This window comes from Streptomyces sp. NBC_01092 (assembly GCF_045039535.1).
GTDB lineage: Bacteria > Actinomycetota > Actinomycetes > Streptomycetales > Streptomycetaceae > Streptomyces.
This window is the reverse complement of record NZ_CP108659.1, coordinates 8,207,971-8,226,406: the sequence shown is the minus strand read 5'-3', so window position 1 is coordinate 8,226,406 and position 18,436 is coordinate 8,207,971. Positions and strand designations below refer to the sequence as shown.

Here is an 18,436-nt window from a genome sequence, read left to right as displayed (position 1 = left end):
CCGTGGGGAGTGCGCGCAGCCCCGGCCGTGACCGGAGGAGAAGATCGCGTTGTTCGCTGCCACGGACGGCACGTTAGGCGGGGCCGGGTGACGCGGACAACCGAATTAGGGCGGCCCGGCGTCAGCGCTGGTAGCGGGCCAGTACGAGGTTCCCGTCCTCCTCCAGCCGCGCGCGCAGCTCGGCGAGGCCGATGGCCCCGCTGTAGTACTCCTGGAAGGCGGGCGTGGCGATCTTGTCCTTCCACTCCGGGTAGCCCCGCACCGACTGGGCGGGCGCCGAGCGCAGATGGGCGGCGAGGGCGGTGCCGGTGGCCCAGTCGTGCTCGGTGGTGTGCAGGGCGGGGTCCTTCAGGGCCTCGGTCCCGGTGGGCAGCATCCAGTCGCCCAGGGCCAGCCGCACCATGTTGTCGGGGCGCAGCAGGAAGTCGATGAACTCGGCCGCCTCCCGCTGGTGCGGGCTGTCCTCGGCGATGGACAGGGTCTGCGGGCTGACCCCCTGGCTGAGCCCGTCGGCGCCGGCCGGGGCGGGCAGCACCTGCCAGTCGAAGCCCTTCGGGGCCTGCTGCACGATCTGCTGGCGGTACGAGAAGCCGAGCGGGACCATCGCGTACCTGCCGCCGAAGAAGCCGGGCAGGGTGTCCGAGCCGCCGCTGCCCAGAGTCGTGGGCGAGGCGCTGCGTTCCGCATTGACCTGGTCGTGGACGGTGCGTGGCATGACCTGGTCGGCCGCCTCGAAGCGGACGGTCACCTTGCCGTCGGGGCCCCGGTGGAAGAGCTGTCCGCCGGACGACAGCGAGAGGTTGAGGGTGGCGGAGACGGGCTCCTTGAGCGGCCAGGCGACGCCGTACTTGCCGTCCCCGCCCAGCTGTTCGGTGATCGTCCGGAACTCGGCCCAGCTCCACGGCCGTTCGGGGGTGGGGATGCGTACGCCGGCGTCCTTCAGCCACTTCGCGTTGGCGACCAGCACCCGCGGCTCCTGGAGGAACGGCACGCCGTAGATCCCGTCCCCGAAGGTCGCCGTGTCCCAACTGCGCTGCGGGATGTCGGACTTGAGCCGCTCGGGCAGCAGGTCGGTCAGATCGGCGAGATAGCCGCCGTACGCGAAGTCCGCGAGGTCGTCCGAGGCGTCGTGGATGATGTCCGGCGCCTCACCGCCCTCGAAGGAGGTCAGCAGCTGGTCGTGAACGCCGTCCCAACTGCCCTGGACATACTCGACGTTGACGTCCGGATGGGCTGCGTTCCACTCCTCCACCAGCTCCTTGTTGACCTGGACGGACTCCTCCTGCCAGGCCAGGGACTGGAAGCGCAGGGTGATCCGGCCGCCTGCGCCGTCGCCGTCGTCGCCGCTGCATCCGGCGAGCAGCAGCACCAGGGCCAGGCAGCCGGGCAGCACTCTCCCGCGCATCAGTTCTTCACCGCCCCGGTGAGCATGCCGCCCGTGATCCGTCGCTGGATGAGCGCGAACACGACCAGCGAGGGCAGCGTCGCGAGGAACGCGGCGGCGGCCAGCGGGCCGAGGTCGGCCACGCCCTCCGCGCCGATGAAGTGCGTGAGGACGACCGGCAGGGTCTGCTTCTCCGGGGTCTTCAGCAGCACCAGCGCGAAGAAGAACTCGTTCCACGCCGTGACGAACGCGAACATCGCCGTCGCCACGATCCCCGGTGCCAGCAGCGGCGCGGTCACCGAGACCAGGGTCCTGAGGCGCCCGGCCCCGTCGACCGCCGCCGCCTCCTCCAGCTCCGGCGGCACCGCGCGGACGTACCCGACGAGCATCCAGAGCGCGAACGGCAGCGCCCACACCACGTACACCATGATCAGCCCCGGCATCGAGTTGATCAGCCCGAGGTTCTTCAGCACCAGGAACAGCGGGATGATCACCAGCACCAGCGGGAACGCCTGGCTGACGACCACCCAGCCGGTCGCCGCCCGGGCGAGCGGGGTGCGGTGGCGGGCCATGACGTACGCCATCGGGGTCGCGAGCAGTACGGCGACGAGAGCGGCGCCGAGCGCGGCGATCAGGGAGTTGAGCGCGGCGTGCAGCAGGGGCTGTTCGTCGAAGGCCTGGCGGAAGTTGGCGAGGGTGGGGTCCTTCGGGATCCAGGTGGGGTGCAGACTGCCCAGCTCGCGCGGGGGTTTGAAGGCGGTGGAGATCAGCCAGAGGAAGGGGAAGGCGAGGAAGAGGAGATAGGCGAGCAGGGCGACGTACTGTCCGGCGCGGGCGGTTCGGCTGGTCCTCATGCCTCGTCGCCTCCCCTGAGTCGGCCGACCAGGAACAGGGCGAGGAGGATCGAGATCACCGCGACCATCACGCATCCCATCGCCGCCGCGTACCCGAACTGCCCGTAGCGGAAGGCCTCTTCGTAGGCGAAGAGCATGGGCAGGCGGGTGCGGCCGCCGGGGCCGCCGCTGGTGAGCACGTAGACCAGGGCGAAGGAGTTGAAGTTCCAGATGAGGTTGAGCGCCGTGATGGAGAGGGCGACGGGCCGCAGGGCGGGCCAGGTGACCGTGCGGAAGCGGCGCCAGGCGCCGGCGCCGTCCACGGCCGCCGCCTCGTGCAACTCGCGCGGGGTGTTCTGGAGGCCGGCGAGCAGGGCGACCGTCGTGGTCGGCATGCCCGCCCAGATGCCGACGACGATGACGGCGGGCAGGGCGGTGCCGAGTCCGCTGAGCCAGTCGCGGCCGTCGCCGAGGCCCAGGTCGCGCAGGGTCTCGTTGAGGATGCCCGCGTCGGGGTTGTAGACCAGCCGCCACATGACGCCGACGACGACCTCGGGCATGGCCCACGGGACGATCGCGAGGGCGCGGGCCAGCCAGCGCAGTCGCAGGTCCTCGTTGAGGAGGAGGGCGAGGCCGAGCGCCAGCAGGAACTGCGGGACGGTGACGCCGACCGCCCAGACCAGACCGATCCGGAACGACTCCCAGAACAGCGTGTCGTGCAGCAGATCCCGGAAGTTGAGCGCGCCGATCCACTGGGTGGGCTGGGTCCGTCCGGACTGGGCGTCGGTGAAGGAGAGCAGGATGCCGTAGAGCAGCGGACCGACGCTCAGGACGAGGATGGGGATCAGTGCGGGCAGTACGAGGAACCAGGCGCCGTGGTCCATGACGCGCCGTCGCCCCTTGCCGCCCGGCGCGCGTCTCACCGGCCTCTCCGCCTCGGTCACCAATGTCACGGAATCAGCCCCTTTGCGCGGCTCGGGTGGGCCCCGTCATGGTCGTGAAGGCGCCGTACCCCGTCAAGGCCGCGCGCACGCGGTCCGACCTGTGGAAATGCGAGACTGGGCGCGGATGGCGGGAATCCGACGCCGTCCCTGGAGCAGGCGACCCCACGGAGGCGGACGATGGACGAGGCACGGGCGCGGGACGTACTGGCCGCGGCGGACGTACTGTCCGTTCCGGCGCGGGACGCCCGACTGCTCGCCCTGGGGGAGAACGCGGTGTTCGCCGCCGGTGACCTGGTCGTCAAGGTGGCCCGTGACGCCGAACTCCTCGACCGGGCGCGGCGCGAGCTCGACATCGCGGTGTGGCTGGAAGAGGCGGGCGTGCCGGCGGTGCGCGCGGCCGAGCCGAAGGCGCGTCTGGTGGAGGGTCATCCGGTGACCGTGTGGCACCGGCTGCCGGATCCGGTACGGCCCGCCGAGCCACGGGATTTGGCCGAACTGCTACGGGTGGTGCACGCCCTGCCCACGCCCTCGTTCGATCTGCCGCCGCGGGAGTTGCTGGGTGGGGTGGAGCGGTGGCTGCGACTGGCGGGGGACGCGATCGATCCGGCGGACGCGGCGTATCTGCGGGAGCGGCGGGACGGTTTCGCCGCCGCCGCGGCGGGGTTGACGCCTCATGTGACGCCGGGGCCGATCCATGGGGACGCGCTGCCGCGCAATGTGCATGTGGGGGCGGACGGGCCGGCGCTGGTCGACCTGGAGACCTTCGCCTTCGATCTGCGCGAGCACGATCTGGTGGTGATGGCTCTCTCGCGGGACCGGTACGGGTTGGCTGCGGCGGCCTACGAGTCGTTTGTCGAGACCTATGGCTGGGACGTGCGGGAGTGGGAGGGCTGTTCGGCGCTGCGCGGTGCGCGGGAGACGGCGAGTTGTGCGTGGGTGGCCCAGCACGCGTCGAGCAACCCGAAGGCGTTGGTGGAGTTCCAGCGGCGGGTGGCGTCGTTGCGAGACGGGGACGAGACGGTGCGGTGGCATTCGTTCTGAGCGCCCGACCGCCCGCCGAGCCGGGAATCGAGGGCTTCAGCGCGTCTCTTCGCCGTCGCCTTCACCGCTCTGGATGCTCCGCGTACTGGATGCCGCGGGCGGCTCGGCGCAGTTCGGTCAGGACGGTGCGGACCGCTGTGCGCGCCGTGCGTTCGGGGCGGTAGAGGGCGTCGATGTGGCGTCTCGCCTGGACGCCGCTCAGGGGTCTCAGGGCCAGTGCGGGATGCGGTCGCATCGTCCAGCGTGGCATCAGGGCGATGCCGCCGCCGGCCGCGACCACCTCGGCGACCACCGCGAACTCGTTGATGCGATGGGCCAGTTGGAGGCGCCGCCCGGCCGCGGCGGCGATCGCTTCGATGACCGCCAGGACCGGGAAGCCGTCGTGCACCGTGATCCACGGCTCGTCCGCCAGGTCGCGCGGAGTGACCCGGCGCTTGGCGGCCAGCGGGTGGCCGGCGGGCATGGCCACGTCCAGCGGCTCACGCAGCAGCGTCGTCGCGGCCACCGTGTCCGGCCAGGGCGGGGCGTGGTCGAGGCGGTGGGCGAGGACGATGTCGTACTCCCGGGTGAGCCGGGGGAAGTCCTCCTGCGGCACGTCCTCGTCGGCGAGCCGCGGCACCGGCTTGCCCGGTCCGGCCAGTGCGCGCACCAGCAGCGGGAAGAACGCGGTGCCCGCGCTGTGGAACGCCGCCACGGACACGTCCCCGTCCGACTGCCCGACGAAGTCCTCGACGGTGTGCCGCGCCCGCGCGAGCGCCGTCTCCACCTCGACGGCCGCGCCCGCCAGCGCCTGCCCGGCGTCGGTGAGCACGAGGCGCCGCCCCTGCCGCTCGGTGAGCGGCACCGGGATCGCCCGCTGGAGCAGCCGTAGCTGCTGGGAGATCGCCGACGGCGTCACCAGCAGTGCCTCGGCGACCGCCGTGACACTGCCCAGTTCGCCCAGCTCCCGCAGGATCCGCAGCTGCCGTTCGTCCATCGCCCCAGTGTAGGGCGACGATGTAGGTCTGCTAAATGATCGTTTTAGAAAGTGGTACTGGGCTTCAAGGACACACCTGGTGCACCGTGGGCAGGTGTCCGACGTCCGCCGTACCGATGCGGTACTTCTCCTTGTCGCGCTCGTCTGGGGTTCGAGCTACCTGTCCGCCCAGACGGCCACCGCCGCGCTCCCCGTCCTGCTCGTGCTGTTCGCCCGCTACGCCCTGTCCGCGCTCGCCTGCCTCGGTCTGCTCGCCTCCCGGCGGCGCGAGGCACGCGGCTGGACGCGTGACGAGATCCGTACCGGGCTGCCGCTGGGCTTGACCCAGGCGGCGGTCCTGGTCGTGGAGACGTACGGTGTCGCGCACACCAGCGCCGCGAACGCCGGCCTCATCATCAGCCTGACCATCGTCCTCACCCCGCTCCTCGACCGCGGCGGCCACCGCGGCGCGCTGCCTCCCGCCTTCTTCGCCGCGACCGGCGTCTGCGTCCTGGCCGTCGGACTGCTGATGTCCGGCAACGGCTTCCACGAGCCCCGCCTCGGCGACCTGCTGATGCTCGGCGCCGCGCTGATCCGGGCCGGGCATGTCGCGCTCGTCGGCCGCATGACCGTGGGGCGGGCGATCCGTCCGTTGCAGCTGACGACCGTGCAGACGCTCGTCGGCACCGCCCTGTTCCTGCCGGCCACGGCCCACGATCTGCCGACGCTGTTCCACGCCGACCCGGCGATCTGGGCCCAGCTCGGCTATCTCGCCCTGTTGTGCAGCGTGTTCGCCTTCCTCGCCCAGACCTGGGCCGTGCAGCGCACCTCCGCCAGCCGGGCCAGCCTGCTGCTGGGCACCGAGCCGGTCTGGGCCGTCGCGATCGGCGTGGCCCTCGGCGGCGAACACCTCACCCCCCTCACCGGCCTCGGAGCGGCCCTCATGGTCGCCGGCACCTATTGGGGGCAGTCGGTGGAGCGGGCGCATCGACGGGTGCCCGAAGACCGGCCACCCCCGGCCCACGACTCGCCCCATGCCTGTGACCAGGACCACGACAAGGACTCCCCATGCCCGAGCACACCGGCCACGACGTCCCCCACCACGACACTTACGACCACCTGATCTCCCTGCTCGACTCCGCCGGCGCCGACTACCGCCTCATCGACCACGAGCCCGAGGGCAGCACCGAGGCGGTCTGCGCACTGCGCGGGCACCCGGCGTCGGAAGCCGCGAAGTGCATCGTGCTGCGGATCAAGGTGGACCGCCGCACCACCCGTCACGTCCTCGCGGTCGTCCCGGGTGACCGGCGGGTCGACCTGGACGCCGTCCGGGCGCTGTTCGACGCCCGCTACGTCGGCTTCAGCGACCCGGAGACCGCCGAGCGGCTGGCCCACGCCGTGCCCGGCACCGTCCTGCCGTTCAGCTTCGATCCCGACCTCGAAGTCGTCGCTGACCCGGACGTCGTCGCGCAGCCGAAGCTGTACTTCAACGCGGCCAGGCTCGACCGCTCGCTGCTCATCTCCGGCGCGGACTACGAGCGGCTGGCCGAGCCGCGCATCGAGCGCATCGCGGCGGCGTCGGCACAAGCACCGGCACCGACCGTCACGCCCCGATGAAGCTCACCGTCTCCGTCATGTCCGCCCGCCCCGTGCGCAGCGGTGGCACGCCTTCCTTCTCGAACCCCACCGCGACACCGCACAACAGCACGAGCCCGTCACCGGCTCCGACCGTCTGGCTGACGGTCCTGCGGTACATCGTCCACATCACCTGGGGGCAGCTGTGCAACCCCTCCGCCCTCAGCAACAGCATGACCGTCTGGAGGTACATCCCCGCGTCCGCCCACTGTCCGGGCCCCATCGTCCGGTCGAGGTAGCAGAACAGGACGACCGGCGCCCCGAACGCCTCCGAGTTCAGGGCGGCGATCTTCTTGGGTCTGTCGATGTCGTCACGCTCGATGCCCAGCGCTTCGTACCGCTGGGCGGCCGCGGCGGAGAAGCGGTCGAGATACGGCGAGGTCAGTGCGGCCGGGTACATCGGGTACTCCCGCTCGTCGCCGGGGTCTCCCGCCCGTGCCCTGGCCATGGCACGCCTCTTCAGTTCGGCCAGGGGTTCGCCGGTGACGACGTACACATGCCATGGCTGGAGGTTCCCGCTCGACGGGGCACGCGTCGCCGCGGCCAGCACTCGGTCGAGTATCACCCTGGACACCGGTTCATCGCTGAACGCCCGCACGGCCCGGCGACTGTCCACGGCCTCGTACACGTCCACGTCCCGTCCTCCTCTTGGCCGGCACGCCGGCAAGGCAGTTGACGCGGACGGTCACGGTCGCTCAGACCGTCTCGCCCGCCACCCTCTCCCCCGCCGGCTCCCTCAGCGGCCAGATGCCGTCGACCACCGCGGTCGGGTCGCCCTTGCGGCGCAGGAAGTCCTGGAAGTCCGCCGCCCACTCGGCGTACCACTCGATCTGGCTGCGGTGCAGTTCCGCCGGGCCGAGGGCCGCGATCTTGGGGTGGCGGGTGGCTATCGCGCCGGCGAGCCGGGCCGCGGCGAGGGCGTCGGCGGAGGCGTCGTGGGCGGAGTCGAGTGCGATGCCGTACTCGCGGCAGACCGCTTCGAGGTTGCGCTTGCCGCGGCGGTAGCGGTCGGCCCAGCGGTCGATCGTGTACGGGTCGATGACCGGGGCGGGGTCCTGGCCGCCGAGGCGGTCGCGCAGGGACGGCAGTCCGTACCGCCGCAGTTCGGCGGAGAGCAGGCTCAGATCGAAGGCGGCGTTGTACGCGACGACCGGCACGCCCGTCTTCCAGTAGGTGACCAGGACGTCCGCGATGGCGTTCGCCACCTGGTCGGCCGGGCGGCCCTCGGCGGCCGCGCGTTCGTTGCTGATGCCGTGTACCGCGACCGCGTCCGCCGGGATCTCCACGCCCGGATCCGCGAGCCACTCCCGGTGTCCGACGGGCTGCCCGTCCCTGACCTCGATCACGGCGCCGGTGACGATGCGCGCCTCGCGCGGATCCGTACCGGTCGTCTCCAGGTCGAAGCCGATCAGCAGCTCACGGTGCCAGCCCATGGGCGGTCCCCCTTCTTGGTGGTGCGTTCCCCCAGTGGTCTCCACCTTCGCATGCGCCACTGACAATCAGAGGACCGCATTCCGCTTCCCCGCTCCGAGGCCTCATGCCGGTTCGGGACAGTTCAGGACACCGGTCGCGAATCAGCCCACATGAGTTCGAACTCCTCGCGATAGGTGGGGAAGAGACCGCCTTCTTCGATCTCGTCCGTCTTGACCACCCTGTTGCCGTTGCGCAGCACCAGGGCCGGCGCCTCCAGCCCCCGGGTCTGCCGCAGATAGGTCTGCACGACCGCGACGCCGTCGGAGCCGTCGCCGTCCACGAGGTACGCCGTGAAGCGGGGCGTCTCGTCGAAGACCTGGATCTCGAAGGCGCCAGGGTCGCGCAGCCGGGACCGCACCCGGCGCATGTGCAGGATGTTCATCTCGACCGCGCGGCTCAGCTCGCCGCGCTTGATGCCGAGTTCGCGTTCGCGCCGCTTGACCGCGCTGGAGGCCGGGTTCAGGAACAGCAGCCGCACCCGGCAGCCCGACTCGGCGAGGCGCACCAGGCGGCGCCCCGAGAAGTTCTGCACCAGAAGGTTGAGGCCGATGCCGATGGCGTCGAGCCGGCGCGCGCCGCCGAAGATGTCCTCGGCCGGGAACTGCCGCAGCAGCCGCACCCGGTCGGGGTGTACGGCGACCACGTCGGCGAAGCGGTCGCCGACCAGGTCCTCGACCGCGTCGATGGGCAGCCGGCGGGCCGAGGGCACGTCGCCGCTCTGGCCGAGAACCTCCAGCAGCCGGGCCGAGGCGCGCTCGGCCTGGTTGAGGACCGCCTCGGACAGGGCACGGTTGCGGGAGACGACGTTGCGGGTCACCTCGAGCTCGTCCAGGGCGAGTTCGACGTCCCGGCGGTCGTCGACGTACGGCTCGAAGCACGGCCAGTGCTGCACCATCAGCTCACGCAGCTGCGGCAGCGTCAGGAAGCTGAGGACGTTGTCGTCGGCGGGGTCCAGCAGATAGCCCTTGCGGCGGCTGACCTCGCGTACGGCGACCGCGCGCTGCACCCACTCCTGGCCGGCCGGTCCGGCGGCCGCGACGACCCAGTCGTCGCCGTGGACGGGTTCGTAGATGGGACGCAGCACAGCGGCCACGACCGCGCGCAGCCGCTGCTCGACGAGGTTCAGCCAGATGTAGGCCCGACCCGCTCGCCTGGCGCGCGTACGCACCTCGCGCCAGGCGTCGGTGTCCCAGTCCAGCTCCGGGCCGATGGAACTGGTCTCCATCGGCCGGGCCAGGGACACCGTGCCGGGTGGGACCTCAGTGGAGTTCCCCTTGTGACCCTCGTCACCAGGGGGCAACTCCAGCCCTCCCGAGCCCACCCGCGCACCGCCTTCCGCTCCCCCGAGCACTCCCCGTCTCAACGATCAAGGAAGAGTACTCCGGGAGCGGTCGGCGGTGCAGCCGGATGGCAGGGTCGTTTCTCAACTGCGAGGCTGCCAGTGCCCGTTCTGCCAGGCGAGCTCGCTCGGAGTGAGCGGATTCATAGCCGTCACGTCACGCGGGACGATGGAGAACCCCTGCCAGTGGACCGGCATGGGCTGCTGGTCCTCGTCCCGGGCGATGTGGTGGAAGCCCACGTTCATCCAGGCGATCGGGTGCGTGAGGCTCTGGCCGCCGACCCACTTGTCGACGTTCTTGGGGTGGCCGTTGCCGCAACCGGGGTTGTTGGTGGCGAACTTCTCGCACTTGTCGTACTCGGTGAAGTACATGTCGTGCTTGGTGAAGCTGCGGCCCGGGTACTTGGTGGTGACGCCGGGGACGATCTCGTACGAGCGCGCGTGGCCGTCCTTGTTCTTGCCGGTCGCGCTGACCATGCGCCACCAGCGGTAGGCCTTGGCGTCGCCCGCGAGCTCCTTGCCGACCTTGGTGACGGTGGTCTTGGTCTTCGGGGCGCGGTCACCGGCGGCGGGCGCGGTCACCGTCGAGTCGTACTGCTCGACACGGTTCTTGGTGGAGCCGTCCAGGCCGAAGTCGAGCCGCCAGAAGACGTTGTGGCTGTGGCTGGTGGCCTTGGCCCGGTCGCCCTTGCCGATGGGCCAGCCGCGGCCGTCGCCGGCGTCGTAGTCCTCGTACGACAGGCTGCCGGTCGCGCCGACGTTCATGGTGACCGTGCCGTCGTCCTGGAAGCGCCACTCGGTCATGTACTCGTACCAGCCGACCTGGTTGACCGTGTAGACGAGCAGGTCCTTGCTCTGGGCCTGGTAGACCTTGGTCGCGCTGTCGCCCTGCATGCGGTAGGCGTGTCCCCGCGCGCGGGTCGTGGTGCACAGGCCCTTGACGTTCGGGTCCTGCCAGGCCTCGGGGACCTTGACGGTCTTGATGGTGCCGCCGGGGCACTCACCGGGGTCGAGGTTCATCAGGCCCTGGGCGAAGCCGAAGCCCGTCAGGTCGTCGTACTCGACGCTGCCGTCGTCGTAGGGGACGTGGATCTGGCCGAGCCGGGCGCTGTTGAGGACCTTGATCGGCTTGGGCTCGCCCTTGGGCTGGTAGGAGATGTTCTCCAGGACGAGCCCGGCCTTGCCGTCGTAGCGCCAGCACATCCGCCACGTCGTGCCGCCGGTGAGCTTCTGCTCGATGCGGTAGGCGGCGCTGCAGTCGGCGGCGGGCGCGGGGGCGTTCTTCGGCTGGGCGGAGGCGGGCCCGGCGCCGGTCGTCGCGCCGGCGGCCAGCGCGGCCAGGGAAAGCCCGACGGCGGCGCCCCTGCGGGCACGGCTGATTCTGTTCACGCGCATGAAGAAGTGACTCCCTTACAGGAGGTGCAAGTACGTGAGGTGCAGTTACGGGAAGTGCGGGTTGGAAAAGCGAACCGAGGGCGGCTCAGCCGATGTCGAGCTTGGCGACCTTGCGGGCGCTCAGGTCGATCACGAAGGAGCGGGCGTCGATCCAGGGCCCGTTCTTGACCTTCGGGAACAGCCGCACACACCGGTGTTCGCCGCACTTGTCGAGTACGGCGGGCTGGGCGCCCGGAGTGGCCCGGTACACAGCGCCGTTGAGCAGCAGCTGGTCCGGGGAGGTGAGCTCCTTGTCGGTGGCGTCCTTGAAGTCCGCCTTCATGCCCGCGCCCAGCGGGTCGGCGATGAGGATCTTCGCCGCCTCGGCGTACTCGGCGCGGCCCAGAGGCGGCTGCACGCCGTGCTCGGTGGTGGTCTCCTCGACCTTGCCGGTGTCGAGATTGACGGTCCTGGTGACGAGCGCGTCGGCCTTGTAGTCGTAGAACGTCACCTCGGCCCGGCGCGGGGCGCTCGGGTCGTTCAGCTCGTCGACGTCCGGCTCGGCGAGGTCGACTCCGAGGCGCTGCGGGCCACGGTCGCCGTCGACGTCCTCGGCGGCGGTGCGCATCTGAGGGCTCGCCGCGAGCTCCGCGGCCCGGTCCATCTCGTCATCGGTCAGCGGGTCGTTGCCCGTGCCCTTGTCACCCTCGTTCGGGGCCTGCTCGACGACGCCCGGCTGCACCGCCCCGGCCCCCTGCCCCTGGGCCGCCTGCTCAGCGGCCTGGCCGCTGTTGGTCCCCCCCGTTTCGTCGGCCCCCGCCGTGCCCGGCAGAGTGATTCCGACCATCACGGCCGTTCCGGCCACCGCTATGGCCGCACCCGCCACCACTTTGCCCAGATGGCGGTGCACTATCTTGCGCACATCTTCCCCCTACTCCCCGTACGTCCCCGGGAGTACGTGTCGGCCCCACCGGTACGCCCCTACTGGCATACCCGCGTCTGCACTGGTCGCCCGGTAAGAGGGAGCCAAGTCATAGGTGGTTCCATCACTTTCGGGGAGACTCGACGCCAAGGCGCCCCGGCGGCGCGCTCCAGCTGAAAGAGTCGTGTCCATGCAGGTCTGGCCTGGAGAGGCATATCCACTCGGTGCCACCTACGACGGCGCCGGCACCAATTTCGCGGTCTTCTCGGAGGCCGCGGACCGAGTAGAGCTGTGTCTGCTGCACGACGACGGCTCGGAGACGGCGGTGGAACTGCGGGAGAGCGACGCCTTCGTGCGGCACGCGTATGTGCCGGGCGTCATGCCAGGACAGCGGTACGGCTTTCGGGCGCACGGCCCGTACGCCCCGGAGCGGGGTCTGCGCTGCAATTCGGCGAAGCTGCTGCTCGATCCGTACGCCAAGGCGATCAGCGGCGCGATCAGCTGGGGCGAGGAGGTGTACGGCTACCACTTCGACGAACCGGGCCGGCGCAACGACCTCGACTCCGCCCCGCACACGATGTCGTCGGTCGTGGTCAACCCGTACTTCGACTGGGGCGACGACCGACGCCCGCGCACCGAGTACCACCACACGGTGATCTACGAGGCCCATGTGAAGGGCCTCACGATGCGCCACCCGGGGCTGCCCGAGGAGCTGCGCGGCACCTATGCCGCCCTCGCGCACCCGGCGGTCATCGAGCACCTCACCGAGCTGGGCGTGACGGCGCTGGAGCTGATGCCGGTCCACCAGTTCGTGAACGACCACCGCCTGGTCGACATGGGCCTGAACAACTACTGGGGCTACAACACGATCGGCTTCTTCGCCCCGCACAACGCGTACGCCTCCTGGGGCGACCGCGGCCAGCAGGTCCTGGAGTTCAAGTCGGCGGTGCGGGCGCTGCACGAGGCCGGCATCGAGGTCATCCTCGACGTGGTCTACAACCACACCGCCGAGGGCAACCATCTGGGCCCCACGCTGTCCTTCCGGGGCCTGGACAACCCGCAGTACTACCGCCTCACCGACGACCCTCGCTACTACATGGACACCACCGGGACCGGGAACTCGCTGCTCATGCGGTCCCCGCACGTGCTCCAGCTGATCATGGACTCGCTGCGCTACTGGGTCACCGAGATGCACGTCGACGGCTTCCGCTTCGACCTCGCGGCGACCCTGGCCCGCCAGTTCCACGAGGTGGACCGGCTGTCGTCGTTCTTCGACCTGGTGCAGCAGGACCCGGTGGTCTCCCAGGTGAAGCTGATCGCCGAGCCGTGGGACGTGGGCGAGGGCGGCTACCAGGTGGGCAACTTCCCGCCGCTGTGGACCGAGTGGAACGGCAAGTACCGCGACACCGTACGGGATCTGTGGCGCGGTGAGCCGCGCGCGGTGGCGGAGTTCGCGTCCCGGCTGACCGGCTCGTCCGACCTGTACCAGGACGACGGGCGGCGCCCGCTGGCCTCCATCAACTTCGTGACCTGCCACGACGGGTTCACGCTGCACGACCTCGTCGCGTACAACGACAAGCACAACCATGCCAACGGCGAGGACAACCGCGACGGCGAGAGCCACAACCGCTCCTGGAACTGCGGGGCGGAGGGCGAGACCGACGACCGGGGGGTCCTGGAGCTGCGCGCCCGCCAGATGCGCAACTTCGTCGCGACCCTGATGCTGTCCCAGGGCGTGCCGATGATCAGCCACGGCGACGAGTTCGCACGCACACAGCGCGGCAACAACAACGCGTACTGCCAGGACAGCGAGCTGGCGTGGGTGCGGTGGCCGCAGGACGGCTCCGCCGGGCAGGACGGCGAGGCGGCCGAGGAGGGGCTGCCTCGTGAGCTGCTCGCCTTCACGCGCGCGATGGTGTGGCTTCGGCGGGACCATCCGGTCTTCCGCAGGCGGCGCTTCTTCCACGGGCGGCCCGTGGAGGGCACGCACGACGACCTGTCGGACATCGCCTGGTTCACCCCGCAGGGCGACGAGATGACCCAGCGGGACTGGGACCGGGCGCAGGCGTCGGCGCTGACGGTGTTCCTCAACGGCAACGCGATCTCGGAGCCGGGCGCGCGCGGGGAGCGCATCGCCGACGACTCGTTCCTGCTGATGTTCAACGCTTCCCCGAAGACCCTCGACTTCGTCGTGCCGGTCAATCACGGCCGTCAGTGGCAGGTGGTCGTCGACACCGCCCGCACGGACGGGGTGCCGCCCGGGACGGGAGCGAAGGTGCAGGCCGGGGACCGGCTGACGTTGGTGGACCGCAGCATGGCGGTGTTGCAGCGGCCGGTCTAGGACGGTGTGCTCGGCCGCTCATCGGGCACACGCGCGTGGTCGTGGCTTTCGGCGGGGCGTCCGGCGTACGACCCCGGGTGCGCCGTCAGCGCGATCAGGCAGGCGAGCGCCGCGGCGAGGCTCGCCGCCCCGAAGGCCGCCGTGGGGCCGTACGACTCGGCGAGGCGGCCGGTGCCTGCGACCGCGAGAGCCTGCCCGCCGACCAGCGCGCTCGTCGCGAACGCCATCGCCTCGGCGAGCCGCGCGGGCGGCACCACCCGCTCGGTGATCCCGAAGACCGTGATGAGGTGCGGGGCGTAGGCGACGCCGAGGACGGTGACGGTGGCGTAGAGGGCGGGCAGAGCGTCGGTCCACAGCAGGGGCAGGGACAGCGCGCAGGCGGCCGCCGTGGCCGCGCGCCAGCGTGCGGTCGTCCCGATGCGGGCGGGCACGGCAGCCATGGAGAGCCCGGCGACAGCGCTCATCACCCCCATGGCGGCGTACACGAGCCCTGCCTGGTCCGGCCGGCCGAGTCGCTCGGTGAGGGCGGTGATGCCGGCCTGGCAGGCCCCGAACATGGCGCCTTGGAGGGCGAGGGCGGCCAGGAGGGGGTGGACGGCGCGGGGGATGCGGGGTGCTGTGCGGTGCGGGGCGGGAGCGCTGTGTGCCGCCGGCGGCGGCCGATGTGTCGCTGTCGCCGTCCGATGCAGCGCGAAGCCGGTTCCGCACAAGGCGACCAGCACCGCCGCACCGCCCAGCGCGTAGCCCGGATGTGCCACTACCGCCGCCAGGCCCACCAGGGCCGGACCCAGGACGAAGGAGATCTCGTCGAGAGTGCTCTCGAAGGACAGCGCGGCACCCACCGTGGCATCGCGCGCCCCGGCCCGGCGGGCGAGCGCGACCAGCCGGGCGCGGGCCAGCGGGCCGATCTGCGGCACCGTGGCCCCGGCGCAGGCCCCGAGCGCGGCCAGAACACCCATGTGCAGCCCGGCAAGCGCCCCGGCGACCAACCCGGCGATCGCGAGGGCGTTGGCGAGGGAGAAGACGAGCACGACCGGACGCTGTCCATGCCGGTCGGCGAGCCGGCCCGCCAACGGGCCGCAGGCCACCTGCCCGAGGGCGAGCGCGCCGCCGGTCAGCCCCGCCGCGGCCAGGGAGCCGCTGGTCCGCGCGACCAGCAGCACGCTGCCGAACTGGATCGTGGCGGTCGGCAGCCGCGCCAGGAACGACACGACCGGCAGCAGCGGCCCGGTCAGGCCGATCACCTCGCGATAGCTCCCGAACGCCCCGCGTCGTCCCACGGTCCCCCTCTTCCTCGTCGCTCCGACGCTAGGGCCTGTCCGGCGGATCAGGCCGGCTGCAAGGAACGGCATCTCATCAGCGCAGGTGAGCGGGGCCTGGTGCGTCCAGCTGCAAGGCGGAGGAGGGCGTCGACGCGATGGGGGTCCCCCCGCTCGAGCGGAGTCGAGAGTGGGGGAGTCGGCAACCGACGACAACGCCGCAGATGGGCGTGCCAGGCCCCGCGACGCCGGCATGATCCGCCGGACAGGCCCTAGGTACGCGCGTGGGCCCACGTGGAGGGGACGATGACACGAAGGGCCGCGGGGCGGGTACGTAGGTTTCCATGACACCTGAGCGACCTGACCCGACGGTGCCGACGGCCACCTACCGGTTGCAGCTCCAGCCCGCGTTCCCGTTCGGGGCCGCGGCGGCGGCCGTGCCGTACCTGGCCTCGCTCGGCGTCTCGCATCTGCATCTGTCCCCCGTCCTGGAGGCGGTCCCGGGATCGGCGCACGGCTACGACGTCGTGGACCACGCGCGCGTACGCGAGGAACTCGGCGGCGAGGAGGGGCTGCGCGCGCTGGCGCGCACCGCGCGGGAGCACGGTCTGGGTCTGGTGGTGGACCTGGTGCCGAACCACATGGCCATGGCCCCGCGCCACAACCGCGCCCTGTGGGAGGTGCTGCGCGAGGGCCCCGATTCGCCGTACGCGCGCTGGTTCGACATCGACTGGGAGGCGCAGGGCGGCCAGGTGCTGCTGCCGGTGCTGGGGCACCCGCTCGGCGAGGAACTCGGCCGGCTGGAGGTGGACGGCGACGTCCTGCGCTACTACGACCAGGTCTTCCCGCTGCGCGAGGGCACCGGGGAACTGCCGCTGCCCCAGCTGCTGGACGCGCAGTGGTACCGCCCGGCGTGGTGGCGGCTGGCCCGTACCGAGCTCAACTACCGGCGGTTCTTCAGCATTTCGGAGCTGATCGGGGTGCGGGTCGAGGACCCGGAGGTGTTCGAGGCCACGCACGCGAAGGTCCTCCAGCTGCTGCACGAGGGCGTGATCGACGGCCTGCGCATCGACCATCCCGACGGCCTCGCCGACCCCGACGGGTACCTTCGACGCCTGAACGAGGCGACCGGCGGGCGCTGGACGGTCGTGGAGAAGATCCTGTCCGACGGGGAACACCTGCCCGCCTCCTGGCCGGTCGCGGGCACCACCGGCTACGACGCCCTGCGGCACGTCGACGGCCTCTTCACCGACCCGGCGGGGTTCGGCGAACTCCTCGGTCTGTACCGGCGGTTCACGGCCCCGCAGACGGACCGGGGCGGCGACTGGGAGGCGACGGTGCGGCGGGCGGCGTACAAGGTGCTCACGCACGAGCTGGCCGCGGAGGTCGACCGGCTGACCCGCGCGGCGAGCCGGGTGTGCGCCACGTCCCCGGAGCCCGCGCTGCGCGACCGGGCGCCCTGGGCGCTGCGGACCGCGCTGCAGGAACTCCTCGTCCGGCTGGAGGTCTACCGGCCCTACGCCTCAGGTGACGCGGCCCAGGTGGTCACCGAGGGGGCCGCGGCCGAGGCCCGGCTCGCGTTCGTCGTGCCGGAGGAGGCCGGCGCGGTCGATGTCGTGCGCGAGCTGGTGCTCGGGCGGGCCGGGGACGGGCCGGACCACCTGGAGTTCCGGACGCGGTTCGCCCAGACGGCGTCGGCGCTGCGGGCCAAGTCCGTGGAGGACACGGCGTTCTACCGCTATGTGCCGCTGCTGTCGGCGACCGAGGTGGGCGGGAACCCGGGGAGCCCCGCCGCCGCGCCCGAGGTGTTCCACGACTACTGCGCGCGCGTGCAGCGCGACTGGCCGGCGACCGGGACGGTCATGTCGACGCACGACACCAAGCGCAGTGCCGACGTACGGGCCGCGCTGGCCGTGCTCACCGAGTGCCCGGAGCGCTGGGCGGACGTCCTGACCGAGGTGACCCTCGACGGCGAGGGCGTACCGGACGCGCAGGTGGCGTGGGCCGCCTGGCAGACGGTGTTCGGGCTGGGCGAGGCGGACGTGGAGCGCGTTCAGGGGGCGCTGCTGAAGCATGTGCGTGAGGCCGGGCTGTTCACCAGCTGGACGGAGCAGGAGCCGCCGTACGAGGAGGCGGTGGCGGCCTTCGTCGCCGCGGGGCCGTGCGGGACGCCGGGCGAGCGCGTGGCGGCCTTCCGCGGCGCTCTGGAGCCGCACATCCGGTCGAACATGCTGGGCATGGCACTGACCCAGCTCACGATGCCGGGCGTCCCGGACCTCTATCAGGGCACGGAGGGCGAGTACCGGGCTCTGGTCGACCCGGACAACCGCCGGGCCGTGCGCTTCCCGCCCGAGGACCCGGGTGTGAAGGGCGCGATGACGGCGGCGGCGCTGCGGCTGCGCTCGCGGCGCCCCGAGGTGTTCGGTGACTCGGCGACGTACGCGCCACTCACCGCCGAGGGACCGGCGGCCGCCCACTGTGTGGCCTTCGTGCGGTCCGGGGAGGTGCTCACCGCGGTGACGCGGCTGTCGCTGCGCCTGACGCGGTCGGGGGGCTGGCGCGAGACGCTGCTGCCGCTGCCGCCGGGGCGGTGGGCCGATGTGCTGGCTCCGGAGCGGGAGTTCACGGGGCACGCGCGCGTGGAGGAGCTCTTCGAGCCGCTGCCGGTGGTGTTGCTGGAGCGGGTGGGCGGGCAGGAGACGGGGGGAGGTGTGGGCGTTGCGTCGGGCGCGACCTGACCGCCACCGCGCGCTCTGGGCGTGTACGGGTTTCTCGCACGCCGTGGGATCGTCCTGGCGACCGGCTCGGGCCCGCGTACGCTCCGGGAGTTCGGGTGCGGCGCCCGGCGTGTGGCGACGAGCGGCGGGGGCGCCCTTCACGCCGTGCTCCCCGCGCCCAAAAGGGCAGGCGAACGCGGTGCGCTGCCCCGCACGGAC

Annotated in this window: 15 protein-coding genes; 5 read left to right on the top strand and 10 right to left on the bottom strand. The window is 71.7% G+C overall.

Annotation, left to right across the window (positions count from 1 at the left end; genetic code table 11):
* Positions 1-121: 121 nt before the first annotated feature.
* Genes OG254_RS37270 through OG254_RS37260 form a run of 3 tightly spaced genes read right to left on the bottom strand, consistent with a single transcriptional unit; the run spans position 122 to position 3,170 of the window.
* A complete protein-coding gene (locus tag OG254_RS37270; protein ID WP_405590854.1) occupies positions 122-1,405 on the bottom strand; it encodes an ABC transporter substrate-binding protein in 1,284 nt (427 codons plus the stop codon).
* Positions 1,405-2,238, bottom strand: coding sequence for a carbohydrate ABC transporter permease (locus OG254_RS37265; RefSeq protein WP_351186190.1), 834 nt, complete (start codon positions 2,236-2,238; stop codon positions 1,405-1,407). The genes OG254_RS37270 and OG254_RS37265 overlap by 1 nt, the downstream gene beginning before the upstream one ends.
* Positions 2,235-3,170, bottom strand: coding sequence for a carbohydrate ABC transporter permease (locus OG254_RS37260; protein WP_405590851.1), 936 nt, complete (start codon positions 3,168-3,170; stop codon positions 2,235-2,237). Before OG254_RS37260 ends, OG254_RS37265 begins: the two co-directional genes overlap by 4 nt.
* 168 nt (positions 3,171-3,338) lie before the next feature.
* Between OG254_RS37260 and OG254_RS37255 the strand changes: the two genes are divergently transcribed.
* Complete coding sequence (locus tag OG254_RS37255; RefSeq protein ID WP_405590848.1) at positions 3,339-4,202, top strand: phosphotransferase enzyme family protein; 864 nt, start codon at positions 3,339-3,341, stop codon at positions 4,200-4,202.
* A gap of 61 nt (positions 4,203-4,263) precedes the next feature.
* Here OG254_RS37255 and OG254_RS37250 read toward each other — a convergent pair whose 3' ends face one another.
* Complete coding sequence (locus OG254_RS37250) at positions 4,264-5,178, bottom strand: LysR family transcriptional regulator (RefSeq protein WP_405590845.1); 915 nt, start codon at positions 5,176-5,178, stop codon at positions 4,264-4,266.
* A gap of 94 nt (positions 5,179-5,272) precedes the next feature.
* Between OG254_RS37250 and OG254_RS37245 the strand changes: the two genes are divergently transcribed.
* Positions 5,273-6,280: a DMT family transporter gene (locus tag OG254_RS37245; RefSeq protein WP_405590842.1), complete on the top strand. Its 1,008-nt coding sequence runs from the start codon at positions 5,273-5,275 to the stop codon at positions 6,278-6,280.
* Positions 6,226-6,774 carry a YbaK/EbsC family protein gene (locus tag OG254_RS37240; protein WP_405590839.1) on the top strand — a complete coding sequence of 183 codons (549 nt, stop codon included), beginning with the start codon at positions 6,226-6,228 and terminating at the stop codon, positions 6,772-6,774. The genes OG254_RS37245 and OG254_RS37240 overlap by 55 nt, the downstream gene beginning before the upstream one ends.
* On the opposite strand, the gene OG254_RS37235 is transcribed toward OG254_RS37240, so the two are convergent.
* From OG254_RS37235 to OG254_RS37215, 5 genes are all read right to left on the bottom strand, one after another.
* Positions 6,761-7,426: a nitroreductase gene (locus OG254_RS37235; RefSeq protein ID WP_405590837.1), complete on the bottom strand. Its 666-nt coding sequence runs from the start codon at positions 7,424-7,426 to the stop codon at positions 6,761-6,763. The two genes, OG254_RS37240 and OG254_RS37235, sit on opposite strands and share 14 nt — an antisense overlap.
* A 61-nt stretch (positions 7,427-7,487) precedes the next feature.
* On the bottom strand, positions 7,488-8,225 hold the full coding sequence (locus OG254_RS37230) for a 3'-5' exonuclease (protein ID WP_405590834.1): 738 nt from the start codon (positions 8,223-8,225) through the stop codon (positions 7,488-7,490).
* A gap of 122 nt (positions 8,226-8,347) precedes the next feature.
* Positions 8,348-9,586, bottom strand: coding sequence for an SAV2148 family HEPN domain-containing protein (locus tag OG254_RS37225; RefSeq protein WP_351186205.1), 1,239 nt, complete (start codon positions 9,584-9,586; stop codon positions 8,348-8,350).
* A 102-nt stretch (positions 9,587-9,688) separates the two neighbouring features.
* Complete coding sequence (locus OG254_RS37220; RefSeq protein WP_405590831.1) at positions 9,689-10,999, bottom strand: copper amine oxidase; 1,311 nt, start codon at positions 10,997-10,999, stop codon at positions 9,689-9,691.
* 85 nt (positions 11,000-11,084) lie between these two features.
* Positions 11,085-11,900, bottom strand: coding sequence for a Tat pathway signal sequence domain protein (locus OG254_RS37215; protein ID WP_405590829.1), 816 nt, complete (start codon positions 11,898-11,900; stop codon positions 11,085-11,087).
* Between the two features lie 190 nt (positions 11,901-12,090).
* Here OG254_RS37215 and glgX point away from each other — a divergent pair, with 190 nt between their 5' ends.
* Positions 12,091-14,241 carry a glycogen debranching protein GlgX gene (glgX, locus tag OG254_RS37210; protein ID WP_405590826.1) on the top strand — a complete coding sequence of 717 codons (2,151 nt, stop codon included), beginning with the start codon at positions 12,091-12,093 and terminating at the stop codon, positions 14,239-14,241.
* Here the strand turns inward: glgX and OG254_RS37205 are convergent.
* On the bottom strand, positions 14,238-15,521 hold the full coding sequence (locus OG254_RS37205) for an MFS transporter (protein WP_405590824.1): 1,284 nt from the start codon (positions 15,519-15,521) through the stop codon (positions 14,238-14,240). The two genes, glgX and OG254_RS37205, sit on opposite strands and share 4 nt — an antisense overlap.
* 323 nt (positions 15,522-15,844) lie before the next feature.
* Between OG254_RS37205 and treY the strand changes: the two genes are divergently transcribed.
* On the top strand, positions 15,845-18,238 hold the full coding sequence (treY, locus tag OG254_RS37200) for a malto-oligosyltrehalose synthase (RefSeq protein ID WP_405590821.1): 2,394 nt from the start codon (positions 15,845-15,847) through the stop codon (positions 18,236-18,238).
* Positions 18,239-18,436 lie beyond the last annotated feature (198 nt).